The organism is Candidatus Poribacteria bacterium, assembly GCA_026702755.1.
Lineage (GTDB): Bacteria > Poribacteria > WGA-4E > WGA-4E > WGA-3G > WGA-3G.
This window is the reverse complement of sequence record JAPPBX010000110.1, coordinates 27,603-53,037: the sequence shown is the minus strand read 5'-3', so window position 1 is coordinate 53,037 and position 25,435 is coordinate 27,603. Positions and strand designations below refer to the sequence as shown.

The following is a 25,435-nucleotide window of genomic DNA, read 5'->3' as shown; positions in this document are numbered from 1 at the left end:
GCGATACGGAGATCGCGCCTACTGCCGTGCCTCCTTTTCAATATCTTCACGTTGTGCGCGCTGCGTCTCTTGTAGTACGAGTTGAGGGTCTCCGAGCATCTGTTTTTCAGCGCGACCCATAGCAGGTTCGGTCTGCACTTTTGTCACAACAAGACCTACCGATTTCTCCATCTTACTCAGAAAAGGCTTTGGATAAACACCGATCCAGACGATGAACAGAAGTAGTGGAAGCATCACAACAACTTCGCGCGCGTTCAAGTCAGGCAACTCTGCATTAGTTTTATCAAGTGTTCCGAACATCACCCGTTGGAACATCCACAGCATATATACGGCTGCCAGGATCACACCTGCGGTTGCGAAGACGACGTATACTTTAGAGAAAGCACCCTGATCAAAACTTCCGAACAATATCATATATTCGCCAACGAACCCGTTCAAACCCGGTAGTCCAATGGATGACAACGTTACAATCATAAAAATTACAGCAAAAATCGGCATCCGTTTTGACAAGCCACCGAAATCAACAATCATCCTACTGTGCCGTCGTTCATAAATCATCCCGACTAAGAGGAACAACGCCCCTGTACTTAAGCCGTGATTAATCATTTGCAACACGCTTCCCTGAATTGCTGCAGCACTCTTTGAAAAGAGTCCCAATACAACAAAACCGAGGTGACTCACACTGGAGTATGCCACCAGCTTTTTCAGATCTGGTTGCACCATGGCTACCAACGCTCCATAGATGATGCCGATGACAGCGAGGGTTACAATCAAAGGTGTGAATTGCGTAGCGGCATCGGGAAAGAGCGGTAGGCAAAATCGGACGATTCCATAAGTTCCCATCTTCAGTAGGACTCCGGCAAGGATTACACTCCCGACCGTAGGTGCTTCAACGTGGGCATCTGGGAGCCACGTATGGAACGGAAAGAGGGGCACCTTAATCGCAAACGCGATAAAAAACGCGAGGAATAACAGATGCGAATGTTCAAATGGACCGCTGAGCGTTGTGAAGTCAAAACTGTTCCCGTTTTGGAAGTACAGCACCAAAATGCCGACGAGCATAAGCGCGCTGCCTGCCATCGTATAAAGGACGAACTTCACGGTGGCATAAATCCGACGTTCCCCACCCCAGATACCGATGAGGAAGTACATCGGGATTAGCATCGCCTCCCAAAAGACGAAAAAGAGGAACAGATCCAAAGCACAGAAGACACCCAACATCCCGGTTTCAAGTGCGAGAAGCGACATCATAAAACCGCTCAACCCTTTTTCCACAGAATTCCATGCGGCAAGGATACACACTGGGGTCAGGAACGTTGTCAACAACACTAACCACAACGAAATACCATCTATACCGATGTGGTATTTTGTGCCTAAACCGGGGATCCATTCTTCTTGAGTGACATTCTGGAATGTTGCAGTGGTTGCGTCAAACCCGGTATAAAGCCCCAACGAGATAACAAACGTCAGAAGCCCAATGACAAGCGCGATGCCTTTCACAGCGGTTGCGCCGAGTCCCCTGAGCAATGCGATTGCTATCACGCCAAGTAATGGTAAAAAAATGACTATTGAAAGTAACAAGGAAACCTCCGTTTTAATGGTTATCGGTTATCGGTTGTCAATCGTCGGTTAAGAGCCTCTGTATGTAACAGTTTACCCCAACTTGGCGTACGCCAACCGGGATCTTCTCTCTCGAAGAAATAAGTTACTATTTAAAAAAACGTTTCCAGAGCCACGCCGAAGGGAAGAACCAAAAAAGCCAACGGTCTTCATCTTTTTCAGCTAATTTGCGGCGACGTTTTGAAAAGTCGTCACTCGGCATGTTGTTCTGCCACCAAGTTTTCATCTTACGATTGAACGCCGATATTTCCTCAGATGACTTCTTGGAGTTATCCAAAATCCATGCTCCAAGCTTGACATCATTGTCAATATGCACAGCGGCTTCCTGAAAAGCCTCCGCTGAAATACCGAGAAAGGACAAAATTCCTGTATCCTGTGTGGATTCAGCACCGTACTTATAATTTCCGATTTCACCAGCATGTGCGGCTCGTGCTTTATCTGTTAACCTTGCAACACCGCAGATACCGGCAACCTCTTTGTTGATTATATCCCGCGGTCGAAAAGTGCTCTTTCCCATCTTCATTCTCCGTTAGCACTGCCTAAAAAAGGATTGCAAGGTAGGAATACCTCGCGCCACATCAAAATCCAGTCAGCCTAAGCAAAAAATAGATAGTAGGCAAGGAATAACACAATTCCTAAAACCATTGACACGATGTAAGCCTGGACGAGTCCTGTCTGGAGTCGTCGTAATGTTCCACCAATCACCCGAATGATAGCAGCCACGCCATTGACAATTCCGTCGATAACGCCGTTATCTACAATCCGCCACAATAGATAGTGAGAAGCATTCTTGATCGGTTGCACAATAAGCGAGTTATAAACCTCATCAACGTAGTACTTATTTGCAACAAATTTATGTATCGCATTGGTAGGTTCATCAGACGGCACCCGTTTGCTATAACGCATCCATGCAAACGCAATACCTGCCAAACCAACGACCGATGAAATTACCATAAACAAGATAACATTCCCCGATGCATCATGATGTGCCTCTGGAAAAACGCTCTTCGTGAAATGATGGAACCAACTTCCATGTCCGCCCCAGCCCAATAGCAAACCGATCAAAGCAGAAGGAATCGCTAAGATCGCCAACGGCAGCCACATGACTGGCGGTGATTCGTGCAGATGCGATTCAACTTCGGATTCAACGCGAGATTCACCATAAAATGTCACAAAGATTAAGCGGAACATATAAAACGCTGTTAGGAACGCTGTCACTAACCCGATAACGTAAATTATGGGAGAGCTGCTCCATGCACTGTGTAGGATTTCATCCTTGCTCCAGAAACCGCTAAGAAACGGAAATCCTGCGATGGCAAGTGCGCCGATCAAAAATGTCCAATGCGTTATCGGCATCTTCGCCTTCAAGCCGCCCATCTTCCGCATATCCAGTTCATTCGCCATCGCGTGCATTACACTACCGGCGGTAAGGAACATCAATCCTTTAAAGAAGGCATGCGTTACCAAGTGGAACACACCTGACGCATAAGCACCAACCCCAACGCCAACGAACATATAACCGAGCTGACTCACGGTGGAATAGGCGAGGATGCGTTTAATATCGTTTTGTGCAAGTGCTATCGTTGCAGCGAGGAACGCAGTCAGGACACCAATCCATGCGACAACCTCACCGGTATGCGCGATGTCGTAAAGCACAGCCGAGCGTGCTATCATATACACCCCTGCGGTTACCATTGTCGCAGCGTGAATCAACGCACTAACGGGCGTTGGACCTTCCATTGCGTCCGGTAGCCATACATAGAGCGGTATCTGCGCTGATTTACCAATCGCGCCGACGAAGAGTAGCAATGTTGCGACCACGAGGGTACTGGCTCCAAAGACTTTCTGAAAATTATCTGCTTCAGCGGCTTCAAACATTGCCCCGAAATCGAGGGTTCCGAAGGCTGCAAACAGCGTAAACATCCCCAGCAGGAAACCGAAATCACCAATCCGGTTCACAATAAAAGCCTTTTTCCCAGCATCCGTTGCTGATTGCTTGTCATACCAGAACCCAATCAGTAAATAAGAGCAGAGACCAACGCCTTCCCATCCGACAAACATCATCAGGTAGTTGTTGCCGAGGACGAGAATTAACATTGCGAAAACAAACAGATTTAGGTAGGCAAAATAGCGGGTATATCCTTCATCGCCGTGCATGTAACCGATTGAATAGACATGGATGAGGAAACCGACACCCGTAATGACCAACAACATGACTGCTGTCAACGCGTCGACGCGAAAGCCGATATTGAAAGCGAACGACTCGCCCGTAATCCATTCATAAAGCACTTCATCAAACGGGGCAGCACCGCCGTTCAAACTGGTAAAGGCTATAATCGAACAGACTAAGGAGACAAGCACTGCAAGCGCACCTATCCATCCGCTCAGTTTCTCGTTACTTTTTAGCCATTTTCCAAATAACCCATTAATCAGAAACCCAACAAGCGGGGCAACTAACAGGACAACAATTAGTTCTTGTGACATATTTTATCCTTTTATGGCTATCGGCTATCAGTAAAGAATCGCTTGTAGCGTGCAAACGATACGCACCTACCACATATCGAAAGCCGATGGCTGACTACCGACTGCTAACTTTAGCCTTTTAACGAATTAACCTCATCTACGTTAATTGTCTGTCGATGTTTGAAAACGCTTACAATGATTGCGAGCCCAATTGCGACCTCAGCGGCAGCAACGGTCATCACGAAGAAAACGAACACCTGTCCAGTTGCCTCACCGAGGCTCCGGCCGATTGCTACAAAGGCGAGGTTCGCCGCATTCAGCATCAACTCAATACACATAAAGATGATAATAGCGTTCCTGCGGATGAGGACTCCGATTACTCCGATTGTAAACAAGAGTGCGCTCAATATGAGATAATACTCTAATGACATATTTTTAATTTTCCTTGCGGTTCGGTCAAGGGACTTGGAACTTCAACAGCTACCGCCGTAGACCCGCCTTCCATTACATTACAGGCTATGTTCTTGATGTTATAAAGATAACACCTCATCTACCGACTGGTGATTACCGACTTTAATTTTCTTCTTGACTTTCGCGTTTTACCAAGACGATAACACCAATCAATGCCGCCAACAAAATAAGCGAGGTAACCTCAAATGGCAAGAGATACTTGCTGAACAAAAGTTCGCCAATGTCATAAGTGGTCGTCGTTACCGATTCCGTAGCAGTCTGTGCAGATGCAACCGCGGTATCGTTGATCGCATTCATTGCGATATAGATGCCCTCAGCAGCCAAGAGAATACCTAAGATTATCGCGAAACCTTTGAGTTTCCGTCCAATAGCCCCTTTCGCCGAGAGTGTGCCGAGGTTCAGGAGCATAATCACAAAGAGGAACAGGACCATGATTGCGCCGGCATAGACGATTACTTGGACAGCCGCAACGAAATGTGCACCCAACAGGACGAAAAGCCCTGCTTGCGCGAAGAACGTTACAATCAGCGAAAGCGCGCTATAAATTGGATGTCGAAACGAAATAACAGCAATCGCACCAATCAGCGCGACCGCTCCAAAGAGAATAAATAGTATCTGTTCTGGATTCATTCACACGCCTCCTATTCTATAGCGTCCAGTGCGCTGCTGGGGGTAATTTGCTGATTGCTATCCTGTATTGCTGGTTCAGGTGTCTTGTTCATGACAAGCAGCCCTGCCACTATTGACACAACGATGAACGCCGCAACCACGTTGCCAATACCCACCATCAGACGAGAGCCAGTCGTTATCCATAAGGTACCGGTTACGACAATTGAACTCAAGGCAACAGGTAACAAGAATTTCCAACCTAAGTTCATGAGCTGATCGTAGCGGAACCGAGGCAGTGTCCAGCGGACCCAAATAAACACGAACAGGAAAATCGCTGTCTTGGCAAAGAAGATACCGAACGAGATAAGTCCACTCCACACAGGACCTCCGACGTTTTCCAAGCCGAAGAAATGCCATCCGCCTAAAAAGAGCGTTACTGTCACAGCGGAACCGACAATCATGTTCATATATTCCGCCATGAAAAACATCGCGAATTTCATGCTGCTGTATTCGGTGTGATACCCCGCGACGAGTTCCTGTTCGGCTTCTGCAAGGTCAAACGGTAACCGGTTCGTTTCCGCATACATCGCAGTCGTGAACGCAAGAAACGCCGGGAAGTGAATTAGGAAGTTCCACTGCCAAGGATACGCCCCTTGTTCTATCGCGATTGTCCGAAGGCTGAGCGAACTTGTCAGCATCAATACACCAATAATCGCCAATCCGAGTGTCAACTCGTAACTAATCATCTGCGCGGACGAACGCAAACCACCCAAAAGCGAGTACTTATTATTCGATGCCCACGCCCCAAGCACAACGCCGTAGACTCCAAGCGACGTTATCGCTAAGACGTACAGAATGCCGATGTTGATGTCCGCGATCTGGAGAGGTATCTCATACCCAAATAGCGTGATAGCATTCCCAAATGGCACAACTGCCACCGTAACAAGTGCGGGGACTAACAACATTGCTGGCGCAAGCACGTAAAGCGGCTTATCTACGTGATCCGGGATAAGATCCTCTTTAAACAGGAATTTAAGCCCGTCTGCGATAGGTTGGAGCAGCCCTTGCGGTCCAACACGATTCGGTCCCAACCGATCCTGCATCCATCCGCTCACCCGGCGTTCCGACCATATCATTGCCATCACACCGATAAGCAGCAGATGGACAATGATGACGATTTTGACAGCTGAACTGAGGATTAAAACGAGAAGAGGCATATTTTCTCCTTCTTGATAGTTCCAAAAGACTACAGACTTAGGTTAACTTAATTCCCGCATCCCCAATTTTCTGATGTGTTGCGTCAGTATAGCCTGGCACATTTTCAGCAATCGCGAGCGCAATCTCACCAGCAAAGTGGTAGTTCATCTCACCACCCAACTGCTTGGCAAGCTGCTGTGTAATCTCCCAATCTACACGCGCTTCACCCGGTGGATCAATTGTTTTGCGAATCCGTTGTACCCAACCCGTCGAATTGGTGAAAGTGCCATCTTTCTCCGCGAAGGTCGTTCCGGGCAACACCACATCTGCTAATTGCGTCACCTCTGATGGTAAAACGTCCTGCACGATAAGAAAATCGACACTCTCTAATGCAGCTTTTTCGGCATCCTCAAGGATACGTTCAGACGCGCCGCTAACAAGGTAAACCACTTTGGCATCCGATACCTTCTCCCAAAGCGCGTCGCCTTCTAAAACGACGTTCCCGTTCGCGGAACCGAGTATGGTTCGCGCACCAGCGGTATTCGGATTCTTGTCCGCTTCAATTGTAAATTGTGGGAATTTATGTTCTTCACCCGGCGACTGCCCAAAGAGTCCCAATTGCGTTGTCTTCAGTACATCGTGAGCAAACTGCTGCAGAACGTAGTTATCCTCATTCGTGCCTTGTGCAGAGCCAATAACCACGATATCCTCAGCTTCCACTTCGGACAATTTTTCTGTGATTGTTGCTATGGCATCTGCCCAATGTGTCGGAGAGAGTTCGTCATCTACCCGTTTAAGCGGGAGTTGGAGACGGTCATCACTGTTCACATAGTGGTAACCGAGACGACCATCGTCACACATCCAATGCTGGTTAATATCCTCGTGGAAACGCGGCTTGAGTCTATATACGCCATCGGCTTTATATTCTACAGTAATATTACAGCCGACACTACATCCTGAACAGACACTGTTCGCCTTCTCCATAAACCACGGACGAGACTTGAACAGGAAATCTTTGCTAATCAATGCCCCGACGGGGCAAATGTCAACGACATTTCCCGCCAACTTGTTATCTAATACCTGCAAAGGAACGCCTTCGTGGCTTCTCGGAATATCAATTTCATCATGGGAACCGCGGTTAATTAAGCCTAATTCACCAGTTCCTGAAACCTCTTCCGCAAATCGGATACACCGGGTACAGACGACACAGCGCGTTGAGTAAAGGAGCACATCCGGTCCCAAGTCTTTCTTGGGTGGAACATTTTTGACCTCAATATACCGGCTTTTATCATGTCCATGCCGATAACTATAGTCTTGCAGGTCGCATTCACCAGCCTGATCACAGACGGGACAGTCAAGTGGATGATGCACGAGCAGAAATTCCAGTATGTCCTCGCGTGCCTTTTTGACGCGCGGACTATCTGTATAGACAATGGAGTCGTACTTTCCGTCAAGTTTCCTTTCGGGAGGTGCTGTTCTCAGCACCATTGTGCATCCTGTCGCGAGTTGTCGTGCCGGAACAATCGCGCCAGCAGGTGGAAAGAATTCGTGTGGTTCAACGAGGCACATCCTACAATTCGCAGGACGGGTCAATCCAGGGTGATAACAGTAGTGAGGCACCTCAATGCCGTGTTGCCTTGCTGCCTCGACTACATTCGTTCCATCTTCAACCTCTATCTCAAGGTCATTCAATTTAATTAGTGCCATAAATTTACTCCAATGTATTCCTACCAGGGAAATTACGCTTACGTCAACTTAACAATTTTTCAAGTGTCTCAATTTTCTCGCGCAATACCTGGATCTCTATGGCTTGTGCTTTATGGTATCCTCTTGTTGTGTGCGTCTGTTCTGCTGATACGCAATGAGGGCTAATGGGACACCTACAAAGGCTATAAGCGCGCCGATGAGTGTTATTACCAATGTTCCCAGAAAGTCTAACCTTTTGCTCTGCTCTGTGAAGCGTTCAGTGATGCGCTTTTCTAAACGCACCTCGGCTTCGTTAACAATTTGCCGGATCTTCTCTAAACCCTCAACACTCAGTTCGGCGGTAGTGACAGTGCTCAGGCATAAAAGGCCCACAATGGCAAAAAACAAGGTTTTCATCATAGGTGTTCCTTTCGGCTATCGCCAGTTATGCCCTATAGGTCAGCGAACTCTTTTGGAACAAACCGCTGCTGATATGCGTAGTTTTCCTCCGGTGGGACTGTCGCCTCGGCAACAGGCAAGGTAACAAGTTTACTTTCACGAATGGCGGCTTCAAATTCGGGCCGGAATTTGCGCATATAACTCACGGCTGGCCACGAGACAGCAATGCCAAAGACACATATCGTATTCCATGTCATCGTGTCCACATTCGCAATGTTATTGGCGACACTCTCCAGCAGATCCAAGTCTTCGTAAATCTCTTCCGTTTCGCCGGTATCGCCCCATCTGCCGCCTTCAGCGACACCGAATTTGGGTCGTGTGATAGTGTCTTTTCGTCCGTTTCCATCGGCAATCCGTTGAACAATATCGCGCACCCACGGTGTACCCCAACGGCACGGCGTGCACTGTCCGCACGATTCATGGGCATAGAACTTCATGATGTTGAGCAAACAATCCACGATATTGCGGGTCTCGTTCATGACGATGATACCACCGGAACCGAGCATCGACTTGGCGAGTGTAAGTGAGGTAAAATCGAGCCGCGTGTCTAACTCATAGTGCGTCAAAATCGGTGCGGAACTGCCACCCGGGATGACGGCTTTCACCTCTTCGCCACGTAAACCACCTGCAACCTCAATGAGTTCTGTACACGTCAAGCCGAGATCAAGTTCATAAACACCCGGTTCATTGACATCACCACTAATGCAATAGAGTTTTGTGCCGGTATTGGCATCAGGTTTCGGTGGATCAAACCGCGTATCGGCATACGTCGGGCCCATCTGTGTGTACCATTCAACACCATTACCGATAATGAAAGGTAGGTTGCATAACGTCTCAACATTCTGCACGACGGTGGGTTTTCTGAACACACCTTCGACAGCAGGGAACGGCGGTTTGTTTCGAGGCTGTCCGCGTTTGCCCTCAAGCGATTCAATTAATCCCGTCTCCTCGCCACAGATATAGGCACCGGCTCCCGGGTGTGTATAGATGTCAATGTTGAGTCCCGTGCCACGAATATTTTTGCCGAGGTAACCTTTTTCATAAGCCTCCTTGATGGCAGCATCCAACATCTTTTTACCGAGCGTAAATTCACCCCGAATGTAGACGTAAGTTGTCTCAATGCCCATCGCATAGCAGCAGATCAGGATACCTTCAATCAATAGGTGTGGATTTTTCTCCAAGACGTAACGGTTACTGAATGTCCCTGGTTCGCTTTCATCGGCGTTGCAACAGAGGTAGCAGGGCTTTATATCCCTTGGGACAAAACTCCATTTTTCCCCAGTAGAAAAACCGGCACCGCCTCTGCCTTTCAAGCCTGAATCCAACACCATTTTAGCGATCTCTTCAGGTTGATATTCCGCAATTGCTTTCTCAAAACGGGTGTAGCCGTCATATTGCCGAAAGACATCGAACGTGTTAATATCAGGTACATCCAGATGCTCGTAGAGAATCCGTCTTTCTTCAACCATACCTTCTCCTCTACAAATTGTCTACTTTAGTATAGCAAGTTTTAGCTTGCAAGCGTCGCTACTTTAGTATAGCAAGTTTTAGCTCGCAAGCGTCGCTAAAAGCTCATCAACTTTTTCCGGGGTTAAATTTTTATGTAAATCGCCATTCACCATAATGACGGGCGCAACATCGCACGAAGCGAGGCATTCTACTTTCATGAGCGTGAACTTACCGTCAGCTGTTGTACCTTTCGCGAGGTTGGTTTCGGAAGCGACATCTGTGTTCAGTTTCGTCTTAAGATGGTCCAAAACAACTTTACAGTCTCGCAACGCACAAGGTAGCGTATGGCATACCCGAATCACGTACTGTCCCACCGGTTCTTCAAAGAACATCGGATAGAAAGTGACAACATCCTTGACCTTCATCACGGAGACCTCAAGTTGCTCTGCGACATACTTCATGACTGCAGGAGTGATATAGCCTGCCTGATTCTGCGCGAGATGGAGCGTCGGCAGCATCGCCGCCTCCTTAATAGGATACCGCCCTATCAATTCGTCGAATTCACGCTGATTTTCTTCGTTAAACGCGAAAGGCGTTTCGATTTGAATGAGTTCATCTGACATATTTTTAACTTTCCTTGCGGTTAAAGGACGTGGTTTGTGCTTTGACGCTTTCGCTCAAGAGCTGAAGAAACACCCAATCAAAAACCCCTCCACTTCGTTTCGGGCTTGCGGTCTTAGGCTGAGAAGAGAGATATTAGGTTTATCAAAAACCCTTCCATTAGACTGCCGCTACGAATGCCTCCTGTACTTTGCGAGGTAGTTCAAGAGAAATAAAATAAGATTCGGGATACAAGTAGTCTTCCTGAGATTCATCAATGACTCGCAGATAGCCTTCACGGGTCGCTTTTTCATCAGGCAGAATTCGGTAGAATTTTCGCTTCTCTATGTCTTCACAACTTTTGTTTTCGATGCAAAGCGCAAATTGGGTTTCTAAGTTAACATCTACGGATAAATACCCTTCAATTGCTTTATAGATGTTTTCAAGTAATTCTTCAAAAGTGTCACCTTGTGTAGCACAACCAGCAAGTGATGGCACTTCCGCCCAATATCCGCCTTCTTCAGCTTTATGGATAATGACTTTTAGTTTCATGAATTTATTAAGTCCACTCCCATCAAAATTACTTTATCTGTCTTTGTGAAAACTTCCAAAATCAATAATTGCCGTAAAACTGAATACGGTTGCCTTCTGGATCGCGGATATCGAAAATGGCATGCCCATCGTCGTTCTTTTCAAGTTTCCGTAATCGCTTCCCTTTCGATTTTATGTGCTGATGAACGGCACTCACGCTTTCAACGTGGAACATCAGTTTTTGTCTCCCTTCGTTGGGTTTGCTGGCACTATGGAGACACAACGTGCAAGCACCTGCGTTAAAGCGAAAAAAGCGGTGTTCCGGGAACGGTTGATCTTCGTCAGGAGTCAATCCGATGACATCCCTATAAAACGCGATGACAGTCTTCATGTCTTTGACGAAAAGCATAATGCCTTTGAGTTCCATTGACACCTCCTAAAACAGACAGTAGACTCTGACAAAGTTACCGATCTAATTCACCCGCGATGACATTGAGACTCCCCAACACTGCTACAGTGTCAGAAACCATTCCACCCTCTAACATACGCGGCAGTGCCTGGAAGTGCAGGAAACTCGGCGGACGGATACGGATACGATAAGCGGTGCCGCTGCCATCGCTGACTATATAAAAACCAAGTTCGCCGTTCGGTGATTCGGTTGCACAATAGTGTTCGCCTTGTGGCGGTTGCACGCCGTGCCCATCCATAACAATCTTAAAGTGATGGATTAATCCCTCAATATGCCCATAGGCATCGGACTTGTCCGGCATTGTAACCTTGTTATCTTCAAGATTGACCGGTCCGTCAGGCATATTATCCAAAACTTGGGTAACGATACCACAACTCTGAATCATCTCCTCCATCCGAACGAGGTAACGATCATAGGCATCACCGTTAGTTCCAACTGGTACATCAAAGGTGACTTCCTCGTAACTGGAATATGGTTCAGCCTTACGTATATCATGTGCTATGCCAGTGGCGCGGAGGCAAGGACCCGTTAATCCATAACCAATAGCATCATCAGCTGAAATGGCTCCAACACCTTTCGTGCGATCCATCCAGATCCGATTCCGTGTGAGCAGGGTATGGGTCTCTTTTAGTGCTTTTGGGAAGTTGCCGATGAATTGACGGATATCTTCTTCACACCCATCATACAAATCTCGGAGAACACCCCCTACGCGGGTGTAACTCGTCGTCAACCTTGCTCCGGTTGTCTTTTCAAAGATGCTATACAACTTTTCACGTTCGCGGAAACTATAGAGGAATACTGAAAATGCCCCTAAATCGAGTGCAGCGGTTCCCAACCATAATAGATGATCAGCAAGTCGCGAGAGTTCCGCCATTAAAATACGAATATATTGACACCGTTTTGTGACTTCAATGCCGAGCAGCTGTTCGACGGCAAGTACATATCCGAAATTGTTCGACAGTGGCGACAAATAGTTCATCCGATCTGTCACAACAATGTACTGGTTGTAATCCAGATGTTCACCGAGTTTCTCGAATCCGGTATGCAGGTAGCCAGCATGTGGTGTCGCTTTCAAAACGGATTCGCCATCAAGTTCTAACACAATACGAAGGGTACCGTGTGTCGCAGGATGTTGCGGACCGAAGCTGAGAATCATCTTCTCGCCTGTCGCTCGTTCCAGCCCACCTTGCATAGAATACTCCTTTTTTTATAGTTATCGGTTTTCGGTTATCAGTTGTCGGTTGTCAGTTAAAGAGTTTACTGATGTATCAGTGGACTCTTGTAACGACTAATTTTTAAAAAAGAGGAATATGACTTTATCAAAAACCTCTTGTAACTGAAAACTGATAACTATTAAATCTACACATTCTGCTTATCAAAATTAAAGCGTTCACGCTCGCCACGTCCACGGAGCGGATAATCTTTCCGAAGTGGGTGTCCCTCAAAATCGTCAGGCATTAAAATTCGACGGAGATCGGGATGCCCCTCAAAATTGATACCGAACATGTCGTAGGTCTCACGCTCCAACCAATTCGCGCCCTGCCACAACCCAGTAACAGATGTGACGTTCAGGTCGTTTTCATGCACAGGCACCTTTACTCGAACACGCCCCTGTCCCTGATAGGAATAGAGCTGATAGACAACCATGAACCTCGCGTAGTCAAACTGTATCAACTCGGATTCCATCTGTGAATTGTCAAGAGCAGTAACATCAACAAGAAAGGTATAGGCGAGTTCAGGATCTGTTTTTAGATATTCCAAAACCGCGTAAGCCTGTTCTTTACGTATAACAACGACGGTGCCGCGCGCTTCGTCCTGTGCTAAGAGTGCATCCGCGTGATGTTCCTCTAATTTTTCAAGGACAAGCGGTTTTGATTGTTCTTCAACTTCTTTTTCTTCATTCATAAAGTGCCTCTGCTGTTCCTATTTCATTTTCAAGTTTCAAGGAGATGCTCTACGCCTTTAGGTGAGGCACCACTGGTGATTTTCTGCTGCACCTGTAGCACCGCATCAATGAGGTCTTCGGGGCGTGGTGGACATCCAGGAATGTATACATCCACAGGAATAAACTGATCGACACCTTGGATAAGAGTATAGGTATCGAACACCCCACCGCAGGAAGCGCATGCTCCCATCGAAATTACCCATTTCGGATCCGGCATCTGGTCATAGATACGTTTCAGCACCGGCATCATTTTGATGGAGATTCTGCCGGAAACGATGAGTAGATCGGATTGGCGCGGTGAAAAGCGGATCGCCTCAGAACCGAACCGAGAGAGGTCAAATTTAGAAGCCAAGGTCGCCATCATCTCGATTGCACAGCACGCTGTCCCGAAGGGCATCGGCCACAACGAGTTCTTTCGTCCCCAGTTGACGACCTTATCAATAGTCGTGGTGATGATGTTACCATCCGTCTGTCCGGCACCTTGTCCAACAAAATCTAATCCCATGTTAAGCCTCCTTTCCTCCAAGCATAGATATAGCCCAGAAGAAGAATACCGATAAACACCAGCATTTCAATTAAAATAAATAAACCGCTCGTCTCAGAGAATTTCTTAAAGACCACCGCCCACGGGTAGAGGAAAACCACTTCAATATCAAAGATGATAAAGAGCATCGCGATGAGGTCAAACCGGATGGTAAACCGTTGCCTTGCATCGCCAATTGGTTGAACGCCGGATTCGTAAACGGAGAGTTTGACACGGTTCGGGCGTTTGGGTCCAAGAATATGGGTCAGGGCGAGATTAATACCCGCAAAGAGGACTGCGAATAGTCCTAACAACAAGATCGGAAGATACTCTATTAGCATTGTTTTTAATCTATTTTGTCCTCATACGTTATTAATATGGCTTGCATTCGCCAAAGTGAAGATTAATTTAGACGCTTCTAAGTATGCTTAATAGTTTCTCATATTTCAAAAACATTGTCAAGTTTTTTTGAAAAAAAATACAAGATAAACAAATTTCTCGCTCGGTCTGTTGTAGTGTCAATTTTGAGACTAAGATTTTCAGTATAGACTTGAAATAGGTAAAATACATATTTAGAATTGCTTCAATTGTGCCCACGTTGCAGCGAGTTTCCCTTGAGGCGTTACGTCGAATGCACCGCTGTTTGGAATGCTATCACCGGTGACAGTGATATTATCAAAACGTGCCGTATAATTCGAGACACCAAAACCGACACCCCCGGTCTGAAAATCGGGAAAGTCCGCAAAGCCTTCACGGTTTCTGAAAATACGGAGTTCTGTAGGTTCCATAACCTGCTCATCATTAATCCAGAAGGTGAAAATATCGCCTTCAACGCTTAACTTTAGATGTGCCCATCTGTTTAATTTTAAGAGTGGATGAGGACTAAAGAAAAGTCCATTAAACGTTCCCCGACGCAAGCTGCCAGCTCCACAAAACACCCATCCTCTTGCGGGGGCATTGGCACCACCGGGCAATACAACTACTGGATCCGAAATAGAGCAACGCACCAACCATTTCTCCTTAACCCGCGCTGCAATTGCGATAGTCGGACGACCGTGTTTTTTAAGAGGTCTAACATCAAACTCGACTGTGTAATCCATCCATGTGTCATCCCCGGTTGTGAGGAAACGCAGAAATCCATCATGACCTGTCCCATGAAGTCCACCATTAACAACCTCCCAAGAACCAGGTATCTCATCCCACTTAGCAAGTTCCTGCCATCCGTCGAAATCCCCATCATCAAAGGTTTCCAAAAATGTGCCTGCCCCTGCAGAGAAGGAGAGTAGAAAAGTGCTGCTACAATCAGCGTGAATTTCATCAGGAGTCTCCTTTCTTTTTTAATGTTCTTCGCAAGTGCCCATAGTGTAATAGGAATCTGGAGCGGATGTCAAGTAATTTTCGAGAATTTTTGATGCCTCTAACAAAACAGTAAATTTACGGGGAAAGCCGCGTCATCTCCCATGTTCCATCGGGTTGCAGTGTATAGCAGAGCCGATCGTGGAGGCGGTTTGGACACCCCTGCCAAAATTCAAGCATATTGGGCACAAGTCGATATCCACCCCAATGAGGCGGACGTGGAATAGTATCAGATGGATATGTCTGCTCTGCGCGTTGGAAACCTTCCGTGAGGTGTTCTCGACTGTCAACAACGATACTTTGGCGTTCTGTCTGGACGGCGAGTTGACTCTCAACAGGACGACTGGCAAAATAGGCATCCGATTCTGCCGAGGTCATCTTTTCAATGATGCCGGTACTCCGAACCTGTCGGTCAAGTTCACGCCAATAGAAGACCACCGCTGCATTGGGATTCTCAGCCAGTTCCTTTCCCTTTTGGCTCCCATAATCGGTGTAGAAACAGAACCCTCTCACATCAAAGCCTCTGAGTACGACCATTCGGGCAGAGGGAACCCCTTGCGGTGTAGCGGTTGCTAATGTCATCGCATCTGGTAGATCAAGTTTAGCGTCGACCGCATCTGCAAACCACCTTTCAAACTGTTCAAACGGATCGGATGCGACGTTCTGCTCAAGAAGATGTTCTTTGTGGACTCTGTATTCTCTGCGGAGTTCATCTGTGTTCATAATTAAAATAGTTGTCAGTTGTCAGTTATCAGTTATCGGTTATCAGTTAAGAGATTTTTGGGTAAATCAGACTTCTCTTTAACCGATAGCCGAAGACCGATAACTGTTACAATAAAATACTTATCCTTTCCAGAAATTCGGTGAAAAGAGGATAAGTACTGTATAGAGTTCTAAGCGTCCGAGTAACATGCAGAAAGATAGGACATATTTTCCAGTCGTGTGAATATGCGCGTAATTATCAGCCGGTCCCACGCTGCCGAGACCGGGGCCGATGTTACCCATCGTAGCGATCGTTGCTCCCGCAGCACTCACGAGGTCAAGCCCCAAGGTTGCCATGAGGCAGGTTACAATCGCGAAAATTCCGATAAAAAAGAAGAAAAAACCGAGGACGTTCGTCATAACTTCGGGCGGAACTGCGCGATCGTTAACACGAATAGGGAGTACAGCATGTGGGAAGATGAGACGTTTAATTTCTGCCCCGCTCTGCTTGATAAGGAGGAGGAACCGCACCTGTTTCATGCCGCCGCCGGTGGAACCTGCACAGCCACCGTAAAACATAAGTGTCACCAAGATAAATTGGGAAAGTGCGGGCCACTGTTCAAAATCGGCAGTGCCATAGCCCGTCGTTGTGATGATAGACATTACCTGGAATGTAGCATAACGGAGCGATGTCCACATTGAATCGTAAGGCACCTGTTCATCAACCTGAAACCTGATGGTGTTCCATGAAATTAAGGTGATACTCACTGCGATAACAAGGCAGTAGAACTTAAATTCTGTATCTCGGAAATAACTTTTGACATCACCTCGGAGTACACGATAGTGGAGCGCGAAATTGGTGCCTGCGAAGAACATGAAACAGCAGATCACCATATCAATATAGACACTATCGTAGTGACCGATACTGGCATTTTTTGTAGAGAACCCACCGGTTGCCATAGTTCCGAAGGTGTGGCAGAGTGCATCAAAGAGCGTCATACCGCCCAGCATCAAGAGTACAGTTTCAAGAAAAGAGAAAAGTAGATAAACACCCCAGAGCAGCTTAGCCGTCTGCGCGATGCGGGGTGTGAGCCGATCCGTTTGCGGTCCGGGTGCTTCGGCGCGAAAAAGCTGCATACCACCGATACCGAGCATCGGAAGAATAGCAACAGCAAGAACAACAATTCCCATTCCACCGAGCCAATGGGAGAAACTCCGCCAGAAGAGTACGGCGTGTGAAAGATGTTCAATCTCCGTCAAGACAGTCGCACCGGTTGTTGAAAATCCCGCCATAGATTCAAAATAGCAGAAAGAGAACACTGTCCACGGCGAGCGTCCATCAATGTGAAATACGCCAGCAAATAGGTATGGAAGCGTACCAAAGAGTGCGACTGTTACCCATCCTAATGCAACAACAGCAAACCCCTCGCGGATACCGAGTTCTTCTTGTCGAGATCGAATACTGAAGCGGAGAATTAAACCGATAATCAGAGTGATTATCGCCGAGATGACAAATGCCATCAAATCGTTCTGGGTTTCACCTGCGGTTGCCCGGTAATAGATAGCCACAGCCAAAGGGAATAACATGCTCCCCGCGAGACAGATAAGTAAATTACCGAGGGTATAAAAGATTAATTTAAGACTCATGTTTTTTAGTTGTCAGTTATCAGTACGGTTTTTCTGCGAAAAACCTTTCAGTTGTCAGTTACAAGAGGGGTGGGATACTTCCAAAACCTCTTAACTGAAAACTGATAACCATTCCTCTGACAACTGACAACTGATAGCCCTTTAGTTTCTCCGTTCAGCGAATAAGTCTTCGACAACCGGAATCGCCCCAGGCATACTGAAAACAATCACGCGATCCGCAGGTTGGATAACAGATTGTCCGGTCGGAATAATGAGTCTTTCCCGCCGAATAACGGCACCGATGAAGGCGTTCTCAGGAAATGTTGTTTTAAAGGTGGTAAGTTCTTTGTGAACAATTTTAGAGTTGACACCAGCAACGATCTCAATGACTTCTGCCTCTATTCCATGAAGCGAAGCAACGGACACTATGTTACCGCGGCGGATGAGTCGTAGGATATTACTCACAACAGTGAGATGCCGACTCACTGCCCCATCAAGCCTCGGAATACGCGCTAACAAGGGGAGATAACGCGGCTGTTGAACGAGCGCGAGCACACGTTGAGCACCTTGTTCCTTCGCCGTCATACATGCCATAATATCGTTTTCATCGTCCCCCGTAACGGAAACGAATCCGTTGACCCCATCCACACCAGCTTCTTCAAGGAGCCTAAATTGGAGGTAATTGCCCTGTAAAACGGTCGTCCGCTTTAGCATTTGGGATGCTTGTCGGGCTTTCGCTTGATCCTCCTCAATGAGTTTGACGTTGGTATCGTTTTCTTCAAGCACACGGGCAAGCTCAATACCGATAGGACTTGCACCAATAATGATAACGCGGTCAAGCTGCTGATTGAACGTGATACCACTGATGCGTAGCAATTGTTCAACTGCCAACGAACTACCGATGACAAAAACCTCATCACCCTGTCGTAAAGCATCATCACCCCTTGGAATGATAATATGCCTGTTCCCGTTCTGAGTAGGGTCTCCGTTATTGGAACGACCCCGGCGACTAATTGCAGCAAAGCGGGTATCCGTGAGAAGCCCACTTGCATCTAATTCAGCAAGCGATCTTCCTATTAAAGGGTTTGACTGTTTCGCTCGAAAGGAAACGAGTTGGACTTTACCATCCTCAAATTCGACGATCTCTCTCGCTTCAGGTATTTGTAGAAGTCTAACAAATTCAGCAACACAGAGATGCTCCGGATTAACCAGAAGATTGATACCGAAATCGTTGGGGGTCAGCCCACTTTCCATGGAGAAGTAGTCAGGATTTGAAACACGAGCGATTTTTGTGTTAACGCTGTACCTGTCAGCTATTTGACAAGCGAGCATATTAATCTCATCACTATTGGTAACGGCAATGAGGAGATCGGCTTCGTCAATCCCGGCGGTTTTCAGGAGACGTGGCGATGCCCCTGGTCCACGCAACGTCTGCAAGTCCAACTGTTCATTGACTCGGTTGCAGGCGGCATCGGATTCATCAATGAGAACAACATCGTTATCTTGGACAGTGAGGAGCTTGGCAATATGAAACCCAACCTCTCCTGCGCCTATAATTATTGCTTTCATGTTTTTATAGTTGTCAGTTGCCAGTTAGTATCGGTTTGCGTTAATATTCGTCGAGCGGTGGGCAAGCACACATAAGATTTCTGTCCCCATAGACTTCGTTAATACGTGCCACAGCGGGCCAAAATTTAGCATCGCGCACCCACGGTTTGGGAAACGCCGCTTTTTCGCGCGGATACGGATGACACCATTCAGATTGTGTAGCCATTTCTACCGTGTGAGGTGCATTTTTCAGCACATTGTCTACCTGATCAGCGATGCCTGCCTCAATCTCCGCTATTTCTTCACGTATTGAGATGAGCGCGTCACAGAACCGATCTAACTCGGCTCTTGATTCGCTTTCTGTCGGTTCAATCATCATCGCGCCCGGCACGGGCCAAGAAACCGTCGGTGCGTGGAATCCGTAATCCATCAATCGCTTTGCAACATCCGTTACATCTATGTCAGCACTCTTTTTGAAGGCACGCAAATCAATGATACATTCATGTGCGACTAAGCCCTGTTTCCCTGTATAAAGCACAGGATAGTGCGGGGCGAGTTTCTTCGCGATATAGTTGGCGTTAAGAATCGCGACTTTTGTTGCCGACGTAAGTCCCTCTGCTCCCATCATCGCTATATACGCCCAAGAGATCGGTAAAATTCCGGGACTTCCCCACGGTGCTGCAGACACAGCACCAATCCCGGCACTGCCACCAACATTGACGAGTGGATGTGTCGGTAAAAAATCCGTGAGGTGCGCCTTGACCCCAATGGGTCCCATCCCCGGTCCACCACCGCCGTGAGGGATGCAGAAGGTTTTGTGGAGGTTTAAATGGCAGACATCTGCTCCGACACCCGCTGGTTGTGCGATACCAACAAGGGCATTTAGATTCGCACCGTCCATGTAGACTTGTCCACCGGATTGATGAACAATGTCGCAAATCTCCCGAATTTTCTCTTCAAATACACCGTGCGTTGAAGGGTATGTAATCATGGCAGCAGCAAGATTGTCACAGTGTGTATCTGCTTTCTCTCGGAGATCGTCAAGGTCAATATTTCCCTCCAGATCGCACGCCACGACAACGACTTTCATGCCTGCCATCACAGCACTCGCGGGATTTGTACCGTGTGCAGAAGTCGGGATCAAACAGACGTTACGATGCGCTTCACTGCGACTCTCGTGGTATTTACGGATGACTAACAGCCCGGCATATTCGCCCTGTGAACCTGCGTTCGGCTGCAGTGAGATACCACTGTAACCCGTTATCTCAGCCAACCACTCCTCCAATTGCGAAAATAGATGTCGGTAACCTTCCGCTTGCTCCTGCGGCGCGAATGGGTGTAGATCCCCGAATTCGCTCCATGTCACCGGCACCATCTCCGTTGTAGCGTTGAGTTTCATCGTACAAGAACCGAGCGGAATCATCGCGTTCACAAGGGAGAGGTCTTTGATTTGGAGTCTATGGATATAGCGGAGCATCTCAGTTTCAGAATGGTAACTATTGAAAACAGGATGCGTCAGATAGGGCGTTTCACGCTGAAATTCTACAGGGATAGAAGGGGAAGACTGGAAGGGCGGAAGAGGCGACGTGTGCTTTGTGCCTTCCTTGCTGTTTTCCGCGAAAATCTGCTGAAGTTCTTCAACATCCGCAGATGTTGTTGTTTCATCTAAGGAAACGCCGATATGTGTTGCATCAATTTCCCGAAGGTTTATCCGTCTCGCTCGTGCAGAAGCGTGCAATTCGCCTGTTACTTCCGTTGGGACAGTAACAGAGAAGGTATCAAAACTTGGGGCTTCTCCGGTGGTATAGCCAAGTTTTTCAAGTTCTGCCCGTAACCGATAGGTAAGTGAATGTACACGTTCCGCAATCTGCCTAAGTCCTGTGGGTCCGTGATAGACAGCGTACATCCCTGCCATCACAGCGAGCAGTACTTGTGCAGTGCAGATGTTGCTCGTTGCCTTTTCACGCCGGATGTGCTGTTCCCGCGTCTGGAGTGCTAAGCGAATAGCAGGCTTGCCGTTTGCATCGTGAGATACGCCAGCAATCCGTCCGGGGATACTACGTTTAAGCTCCTCATGTGTGGAAAGAAAAGCTGCGTGAGGACCGCCATATCCAAGGGGCACACCAAACCGCTGTGCACTACCGATAGCAATGTCCACACCAAACTCACCGGGTGGACGTAGGAGTGTTAGTGCCAACAGATCTGTTGCAGCAATAAATAAACCACCAGCAGCGTGTACCTGTTCAGCGAATTGATGATAGTCGTAAATCGCACCATCTGTGGCGGGATATTGCACGATGGCACCTAAGATGGGTGTGTCAAAATTGACATCACGATGGTCACCGATTTGTAATTCAATACCGAGGGGTTCAGCGCGTGTTTGTAGAACAGCGATTGTTTGTGGATGACAGGTTTCTGATACAAAAAAGTTTCGAGTGATCTTCCGCGGCACATTTGCAAAACACATTCCCATTGCTTCCGCAGCAGCTGTTGCCTCGTCAAGGAGTGAAGCGTTCGCAATGGGTAAACCGGTCAAATCGATAACCATTGTTTGGAAATTGAGCAATGCCTCCAAACGTCCTTGTGAAATCTCAGCCTGATACGGTGTATATTGCGTATACCAGCCCGGATTTTCCAAAATGTTACGTTGGATGACTGGCGGCACAAAACAATTATAGTAGCCCATCCCGATAAAGGAGCGGAAGACTTGATTCTGGGAAGCAAGTTCTTTCAGCACCGCAAGTACTTCCGATTCTGATTTTGCAATATGGGCTTGCAAACCACGTCCTAAACCACTGGAATTTCCACTTAGATTCAAGGTTGACGACAAACGAATATCCGCTGGCACAACATCCTCAATGAAATCTGCCATTGAAGAATAGCCGAGCGTTGTCAACATCAGTTCAATATCTTCCGAGCGGGGACCGATATGTCGATCTGAAAAGTAGCTTTTGTCTTTTTCTTTTTCAGGCATGCTCTGCCTCAATATGTGCTTGATAACCATCGGCATCAAGAAGGCCATCAAGTTCATTGGGATCGGTCATTTTGATTTTCAGAAACCATCCCTCATCGTAAGGGGATTCATTAACCTGTTCCGGGGCATCAAGGAGGGATTCGTTGACATCAATCACCTCACCACTAACAGGCGCATATAGGTCAAACGCTGCTTTGACAGATTCTATCACGCCGAACTCCGTTTTCTGTGTGAGCTCAGTACCAACTTCCGGCAATTCAACATAGACGATATCCTGAATTTCGGATTGGGCATAGTCGCTGATACCGATAGTGACAATGTCACCTTCTTGCTTAGCCCATTCATGGCTTTCCATGTATTTTAAGTTTTGTGGAATCATTTTTGCCTTACTTTCTGTGTTATGCTGTAATTTAACTTTCTGGGTTCGACTCTTGCCTCTGTCATATTGTAAACCTTTGTGGTTCACCTTATTTCTCTAAAATCTACTTCAATGTTGACCCACGAATTCCAATTATAAGATTCAGCGAGTGAAAGAGCTATTCTCTGTCCAGACTCAACGGCTTTGCTCATGCGGGCTCCATTCACATGCGCGTAATGGGTAACTATCATTTGAATACTCTCGCCATCTTCCGTGGGTAAATATACTAACTCAAACCCATCACGATTTATATCATAGAAATGAAAAGTAGAATTTAACATGACTACGAGCCATTCTAAACAGGTAGGTGTATATTTTTCCTTACCACTCAGTTTCTCTGACATTGCCAACCTCCTTGCTAACTATAGAAACTTAACAACAACTGTTATAACGCCACTGATGATGAAGCCAGCAATCGTAACGAGTATAGTTATAAATCCCTTTAAGTCTGAGATGTCGCTCTTGAGGTCCCTCTTAACGCCGTTAATGTCGTTCTCAAGGTCGGTTTTGACTTCCCTGATGTCCTCCTTAAGGTCCTCCTTGACATCTTTGATGTCCTGCTTGAGGTCCTCTTTAACTACCCGAATCTGGTTATTCAAACGCCATTCGACCTCACTGACCGCTTCATTAGGCTCCTGGACTTGCGTCCCGATAGATTCAATTCTTTCGTTAAGATACATTTCATCAATGTTCTGGTTTTCCATAAAATACTCCGCGCCTGAATTAAGGCATCGTTAGTTCTTGATAAAGGGCACTTCCACAATTTTGGCGGAGTGGAGTTTACCTCGAATTTTTATGTCAATATTTTCATTTCTGTTCCGGCACAACGGCGTGTGCCTACTACTTTTGATAGAAGCGAACCCGATACCATATTTGAGACTCGGTGAAGGTGCTCCGCTGGTTACGCTGCCTATACATTCACCCCCTTGATAAACAGCATAACCCGCACGCGCCACAGCACGGTCAAGCATCTGAAATCCTACCATCTGTTTCGCGATACCCTTCTTTTTTGCGGCCAGGAGTGCGTCTTTTCCAACAAACTGTCGCCCTTTGGATTTGACAAACTTACCGAGGCCAACTTCAAACGGGTTTGTGTCTTCGTTCATGTCCATGCCGTAGAGGCGAAGTCCGGCTTCAAGTCGTAGGGTGTCGCGCGCGCCCAGTCCTACCGGTTGTCCATCTACTTCTATCACAACAGGGTAGAGCACATTCCACAAATCCTCCGCCTCGCTTGCATCAACGTATAACTCAAAACCGACTTCCCCCGTATACCCAGTTCGTGAAATGGTGGTACGGATACCAGCAACTTCATCTACGACAAAGCGAAAAAACGAAATTTCAGAAACATCCCGTTCGGGAACGAAAGGATTCAGAATGTCTATTGACTTTGGACCTTGTAGTGCGATGAGAGCCGTGTCCTCACTTATATTTTTTATGTCCGTGCCTGTGTTGTTGTGGGTTTCTACCCATGTCAAATCCTTGTCAATATTGGCAGCATTGACCACCAGCATATAATGGTTATCAGTGTACCGATAGATGAGAAGATCATCAACGATTCCGCCCGTTTCATTACAGAATAGCGTATACAACACACGACCATCAGTTAAACGTCCGACATCGTTCGTGCTGAGTTTCTGTACCAATTCGTTCGCACCCTGCCCAGAAACTTCAATCTCTCCCATGTGCGACAGGTCAAATAAGCCCACATTCGTCCGAACAGATAGATGCTCCTTAACAATACTACTATATTGAAGCGGCATCTCCCAGCCACCGAATTCGGTGAATTTCGCATTAAGGGATTCATGAACCTGATAAAGGGGTGTTCTCTTCATTTGTAGTCACCAAACACGCCGAAGATTGCGCGTATTTAAAGCCCATAAATGCGCGCGAGATTTCCACCGAAGATCAGTGCCTCCGCATCATCGCCGAGTTCCAATCGTTTGAGGGCGTTGATAACCTGAATAGGACGGTATTCAGGCAAATTAGAACCGAAGACGATCTGCTCGGGTCCGAGTTCGTCAACTGCCGTTTTCACTTCAGTTGGCACAACGGTGTCCGGATCGGTCCCCCAACGGCGATGAAATCTTAAGATAGTGGTTCCGAGCGAAACATTCTTATTCGCTTTTGCGACAGAGATACCCGCGTCTAAATCGTCAGGAAACCCCATGTGATCCATGATAATAGGGGTCTCTGGTACCCAACTTGCGACAGTGCCGATCCGGTTGGGATGACAATTGTTAGGTCCTGAATGAATTGAGACGATAAGACCATAGTCGCGGGCGGCTTCAACAACGGGACGCACGATTGGGTCATCGACATTGTAGTTGTGGACAGCGGGCATCAGTTTAATCCCACGCATCCCCCACGCCTCGGCAGCCAATCTGACCTGTTCAGTAGGCTCTGGTTCTGTCGGATGTACAAGTGCGCAACCAAGGGCGCGCGAATTGCCACGAATCGCATCGGCAAGCTCATCGTTTTGGGGAAGCGGTTGGGTATTCGGCATGATAACAGCAACATCCATGTCGGCTTCGTCTTCCAACGCCAACAATGCCGTTAAATCAAGTTTGCCATTTTCATCACGGAAAGAATCGTTGAGATAGGCTTCAAAATCGCCTCGCATGAGAAAGCTCCTTTTAATAGTTATCGGTTTGCATCGCAGTGAGATTTATCAGTTTGCCTCGCAGTGAGAGTTAAGGGGTCCTGAGTTAACAATTGACGGTAAGAATAGAATATTCTAAAATAGGATAGATTGTTACAAACGCCCATCCTTACCGATAACCGACAACTGA

At 47.1% G+C, this 25,435-nt stretch carries 26 protein-coding genes; all 26 read right to left on the bottom strand.

The features are described from left to right. Positions 1–18: 18 nt before the first annotated feature. A complete protein-coding gene (locus OXH39_21845) occupies positions 19–1,581 on the bottom strand; it encodes an NADH-quinone oxidoreductase subunit M (GenBank protein MCY3553111.1) in 1,563 nt (520 codons plus the stop codon). Positions 1,582–1,708: 127 nt separating this feature from the next. Further along, positions 1,709–2,137, bottom strand: coding sequence for a DUF5069 domain-containing protein (locus tag OXH39_21840; GenBank protein MCY3553110.1), 429 nt, complete (start codon positions 2,135–2,137; stop codon positions 1,709–1,711). A 77-nt stretch (positions 2,138–2,214) separates the two neighbouring features. Beyond that, complete coding sequence (gene nuoL / locus OXH39_21835) at positions 2,215–4,104, bottom strand: NADH-quinone oxidoreductase subunit L (protein ID MCY3553109.1); 1,890 nt, start codon at positions 4,102–4,104, stop codon at positions 2,215–2,217. A gap of 110 nt (positions 4,105–4,214) precedes the next feature. Then, on the bottom strand, positions 4,215–4,514 hold the full coding sequence (gene nuoK, locus OXH39_21830; protein ID MCY3553108.1) for an NADH-quinone oxidoreductase subunit NuoK: 300 nt from the start codon (positions 4,512–4,514) through the stop codon (positions 4,215–4,217). A gap of 142 nt (positions 4,515–4,656) precedes the next feature. Then, a complete protein-coding gene (locus OXH39_21825; GenBank protein MCY3553107.1) occupies positions 4,657–5,184 on the bottom strand; it encodes an NADH-quinone oxidoreductase subunit J in 528 nt (175 codons plus the stop codon). 11 nt (positions 5,185–5,195) lie between these two features. Next, positions 5,196–6,380, bottom strand: a complete 1,185-nt coding sequence (nuoH, locus tag OXH39_21820; GenBank protein ID MCY3553106.1) for an NADH-quinone oxidoreductase subunit NuoH — start codon at positions 6,378–6,380, stop codon at positions 5,196–5,198. A gap of 37 nt (positions 6,381–6,417) precedes the next feature. Beyond that, the gene (locus tag OXH39_21815; GenBank protein ID MCY3553105.1) at positions 6,418–8,067 is read right to left on the bottom strand and encodes a molybdopterin-dependent oxidoreductase; all 1,650 of its coding nucleotides are present in this window, start codon (positions 8,065–8,067) and stop codon (positions 6,418–6,420) included. 96 nt (positions 8,068–8,163) lie between these two features. Next, positions 8,164–8,466: a hypothetical protein gene (locus OXH39_21810; GenBank protein ID MCY3553104.1), complete on the bottom strand. Its 303-nt coding sequence runs from the start codon at positions 8,464–8,466 to the stop codon at positions 8,164–8,166. 32 nt (positions 8,467–8,498) lie between these two features. Then, a complete protein-coding gene (nuoF, locus tag OXH39_21805; protein MCY3553103.1) occupies positions 8,499–9,974 on the bottom strand; it encodes an NADH-quinone oxidoreductase subunit NuoF in 1,476 nt (491 codons plus the stop codon). A 78-nt stretch (positions 9,975–10,052) separates the two neighbouring features. Continuing rightward, positions 10,053–10,577, bottom strand: coding sequence for an NAD(P)H-dependent oxidoreductase subunit E (locus OXH39_21800; protein ID MCY3553102.1), 525 nt, complete (start codon positions 10,575–10,577; stop codon positions 10,053–10,055). Between the two features lie 157 nt (positions 10,578–10,734). Further along, positions 10,735–11,106: a type II toxin-antitoxin system HicB family antitoxin gene (locus OXH39_21795; GenBank protein ID MCY3553101.1), complete on the bottom strand. Its 372-nt coding sequence runs from the start codon at positions 11,104–11,106 to the stop codon at positions 10,735–10,737. A gap of 61 nt (positions 11,107–11,167) precedes the next feature. Further along, positions 11,168–11,512, bottom strand: a complete 345-nt coding sequence (locus tag OXH39_21790) for a VOC family protein (GenBank protein MCY3553100.1) — start codon at positions 11,510–11,512, stop codon at positions 11,168–11,170. A 37-nt stretch (positions 11,513–11,549) separates the two neighbouring features. Continuing rightward, positions 11,550–12,746, bottom strand: coding sequence for an NADH dehydrogenase (quinone) subunit D (gene nuoD, locus OXH39_21785; GenBank protein MCY3553099.1), 1,197 nt, complete (start codon positions 12,744–12,746; stop codon positions 11,550–11,552). 167 nt (positions 12,747–12,913) lie between these two features. Next, positions 12,914–13,459, bottom strand: a complete 546-nt coding sequence (locus OXH39_21780; GenBank protein MCY3553098.1) for an NADH-quinone oxidoreductase subunit C — start codon at positions 13,457–13,459, stop codon at positions 12,914–12,916. Between the two features lie 29 nt (positions 13,460–13,488). Beyond that, the gene (locus OXH39_21775) at positions 13,489–14,004 is read right to left on the bottom strand and encodes an NADH-quinone oxidoreductase subunit B (protein ID MCY3553097.1); all 516 of its coding nucleotides are present in this window, start codon (positions 14,002–14,004) and stop codon (positions 13,489–13,491) included. Next, positions 13,995–14,363, bottom strand: coding sequence for an NADH-quinone oxidoreductase subunit A (locus OXH39_21770; GenBank protein ID MCY3553096.1), 369 nt, complete (start codon positions 14,361–14,363; stop codon positions 13,995–13,997). Before OXH39_21770 ends, OXH39_21775 begins: the two co-directional genes overlap by 10 nt. Positions 14,364–14,594: 231 nt before the next feature. Next, positions 14,595–15,275, bottom strand: a complete 681-nt coding sequence (locus OXH39_21765; protein MCY3553095.1) for a DUF1080 domain-containing protein — start codon at positions 15,273–15,275, stop codon at positions 14,595–14,597. Positions 15,276–15,456: 181 nt separating this feature from the next. After that, positions 15,457–16,101 (bottom strand): pyridoxamine 5'-phosphate oxidase, encoded by a 645-nt coding sequence (gene pdxH / locus OXH39_21760; protein MCY3553094.1) that lies wholly within the window; start codon positions 16,099–16,101, stop codon positions 15,457–15,459. 120 nt (positions 16,102–16,221) lie between these two features. Beyond that, positions 16,222–17,727 (bottom strand): TrkH family potassium uptake protein, encoded by a 1,506-nt coding sequence (locus tag OXH39_21755; GenBank protein MCY3553093.1) that lies wholly within the window; start codon positions 17,725–17,727, stop codon positions 16,222–16,224. Positions 17,728–17,868: 141 nt separating this feature from the next. After that, complete coding sequence (gene trkA, locus OXH39_21750; protein ID MCY3553092.1) at positions 17,869–19,275, bottom strand: Trk system potassium transporter TrkA; 1,407 nt, start codon at positions 19,273–19,275, stop codon at positions 17,869–17,871. Positions 19,276–19,315: 40 nt separating this feature from the next. Then, positions 19,316–22,228 (bottom strand): aminomethyl-transferring glycine dehydrogenase, encoded by a 2,913-nt coding sequence (gcvP, locus tag OXH39_21745; protein ID MCY3553091.1) that lies wholly within the window; start codon positions 22,226–22,228, stop codon positions 19,316–19,318. Continuing rightward, positions 22,221–22,607 carry a glycine cleavage system protein GcvH gene (gcvH, locus tag OXH39_21740; protein MCY3553090.1) on the bottom strand — a complete coding sequence of 129 codons (387 nt, stop codon included), beginning with the start codon at positions 22,605–22,607 and terminating at the stop codon, positions 22,221–22,223. The genes gcvP and gcvH overlap by 8 nt, the downstream gene beginning before the upstream one ends. Positions 22,608–22,690: 83 nt before the next feature. Then, a complete protein-coding gene (locus OXH39_21735) occupies positions 22,691–22,990 on the bottom strand; it encodes a hypothetical protein (GenBank protein ID MCY3553089.1) in 300 nt (99 codons plus the stop codon). Between the two features lie 18 nt (positions 22,991–23,008). Beyond that, positions 23,009–23,350, bottom strand: a complete 342-nt coding sequence (locus OXH39_21730; GenBank protein MCY3553088.1) for a hypothetical protein — start codon at positions 23,348–23,350, stop codon at positions 23,009–23,011. Between the two features lie 30 nt (positions 23,351–23,380). Further along, positions 23,381–24,478 (bottom strand): glycine cleavage system aminomethyltransferase GcvT, encoded by a 1,098-nt coding sequence (gene gcvT / locus OXH39_21725; GenBank protein MCY3553087.1) that lies wholly within the window; start codon positions 24,476–24,478, stop codon positions 23,381–23,383. Between the two features lie 35 nt (positions 24,479–24,513). Next, positions 24,514–25,266 (bottom strand): amidohydrolase family protein, encoded by a 753-nt coding sequence (locus OXH39_21720; GenBank protein ID MCY3553086.1) that lies wholly within the window; start codon positions 25,264–25,266, stop codon positions 24,514–24,516. Positions 25,267–25,435: the final 169 nt, after the last annotated feature.

What these genes read in the sequence shown, in the direction of transcription:
- OXH39_21840 (MCY3553110.1), bottom strand. Translation starts at nt 2,137, where the DNA reads ATGGGAAAGAGCACTTTTCGACCGCGGGATATAATCAACAAAGAGGTT.
- nuoL (MCY3553109.1), bottom strand. Translation starts at nt 4,104, where the DNA reads ATGTCACAAGAACTAATTGTTGTCCTGTTAGTTGCCCCGCTTGTTGGG.
- nuoK (MCY3553108.1), bottom strand. Translation starts at nt 4,514, where the DNA reads ATGTCATTAGAGTATTATCTCATATTGAGCGCACTCTTGTTTACAATC.
- OXH39_21825 (MCY3553107.1), bottom strand. Translation starts at nt 5,184, where the DNA reads ATGAATCCAGAACAGATACTATTTATTCTCTTTGGAGCGGTCGCGCTG.
- nuoH (MCY3553106.1), bottom strand. Translation starts at nt 6,380, where the DNA reads ATGCCTCTTCTCGTTTTAATCCTCAGTTCAGCTGTCAAAATCGTCATC.
- OXH39_21815 (MCY3553105.1), bottom strand. Translation starts at nt 8,067, where the DNA reads ATGGCACTAATTAAATTGAATGACCTTGAGATAGAGGTTGAAGATGGA.
- OXH39_21810 (MCY3553104.1), bottom strand. Translation starts at nt 8,466, where the DNA reads ATGATGAAAACCTTGTTTTTTGCCATTGTGGGCCTTTTATGCCTGAGC.
- nuoF (MCY3553103.1), bottom strand. Translation starts at nt 9,974, where the DNA reads ATGGTTGAAGAAAGACGGATTCTCTACGAGCATCTGGATGTACCTGAT.
- OXH39_21800 (MCY3553102.1), bottom strand. Translation starts at nt 10,577, where the DNA reads ATGTCAGATGAACTCATTCAAATCGAAACGCCTTTCGCGTTTAACGAA.
- OXH39_21795 (MCY3553101.1), bottom strand. Translation starts at nt 11,106, where the DNA reads ATGAAACTAAAAGTCATTATCCATAAAGCTGAAGAAGGCGGATATTGG.
- OXH39_21790 (MCY3553100.1), bottom strand. Translation starts at nt 11,512, where the DNA reads ATGGAACTCAAAGGCATTATGCTTTTCGTCAAAGACATGAAGACTGTC.
- nuoD (MCY3553099.1), bottom strand. Translation starts at nt 12,746, where the DNA reads ATGCAAGGTGGGCTGGAACGAGCGACAGGCGAGAAGATGATTCTCAGC.
- OXH39_21780 (MCY3553098.1), bottom strand. Translation starts at nt 13,459, where the DNA reads ATGAATGAAGAAAAAGAAGTTGAAGAACAATCAAAACCGCTTGTCCTT.
- OXH39_21775 (MCY3553097.1), bottom strand. Translation starts at nt 14,004, where the DNA reads ATGGGATTAGATTTTGTTGGACAAGGTGCCGGACAGACGGATGGTAAC.
- OXH39_21770 (MCY3553096.1), bottom strand. Translation starts at nt 14,363, where the DNA reads ATGCTAATAGAGTATCTTCCGATCTTGTTGTTAGGACTATTCGCAGTC.
- pdxH (MCY3553094.1), bottom strand. Translation starts at nt 16,101, where the DNA reads ATGAACACAGATGAACTCCGCAGAGAATACAGAGTCCACAAAGAACAT.
- OXH39_21755 (MCY3553093.1), bottom strand. Translation starts at nt 17,727, where the DNA reads ATGAGTCTTAAATTAATCTTTTATACCCTCGGTAATTTACTTATCTGT.
- trkA (MCY3553092.1), bottom strand. Translation starts at nt 19,275, where the DNA reads ATGAAAGCAATAATTATAGGCGCAGGAGAGGTTGGGTTTCATATTGCC.
- gcvP (MCY3553091.1), bottom strand. Translation starts at nt 22,228, where the DNA reads ATGCCTGAAAAAGAAAAAGACAAAAGCTACTTTTCAGATCGACATATC.
- gcvH (MCY3553090.1), bottom strand. Translation starts at nt 22,607, where the DNA reads ATGATTCCACAAAACTTAAAATACATGGAAAGCCATGAATGGGCTAAG.
- OXH39_21735 (MCY3553089.1), bottom strand. Translation starts at nt 22,990, where the DNA reads ATGTCAGAGAAACTGAGTGGTAAGGAAAAATATACACCTACCTGTTTA.
- OXH39_21730 (MCY3553088.1), bottom strand. Translation starts at nt 23,350, where the DNA reads ATGGAAAACCAGAACATTGATGAAATGTATCTTAACGAAAGAATTGAA.
- gcvT (MCY3553087.1), bottom strand. Translation starts at nt 24,478, where the DNA reads ATGAAGAGAACACCCCTTTATCAGGTTCATGAATCCCTTAATGCGAAA.
- OXH39_21720 (MCY3553086.1), bottom strand. Translation starts at nt 25,266, where the DNA reads ATGCGAGGCGATTTTGAAGCCTATCTCAACGATTCTTTCCGTGATGAA.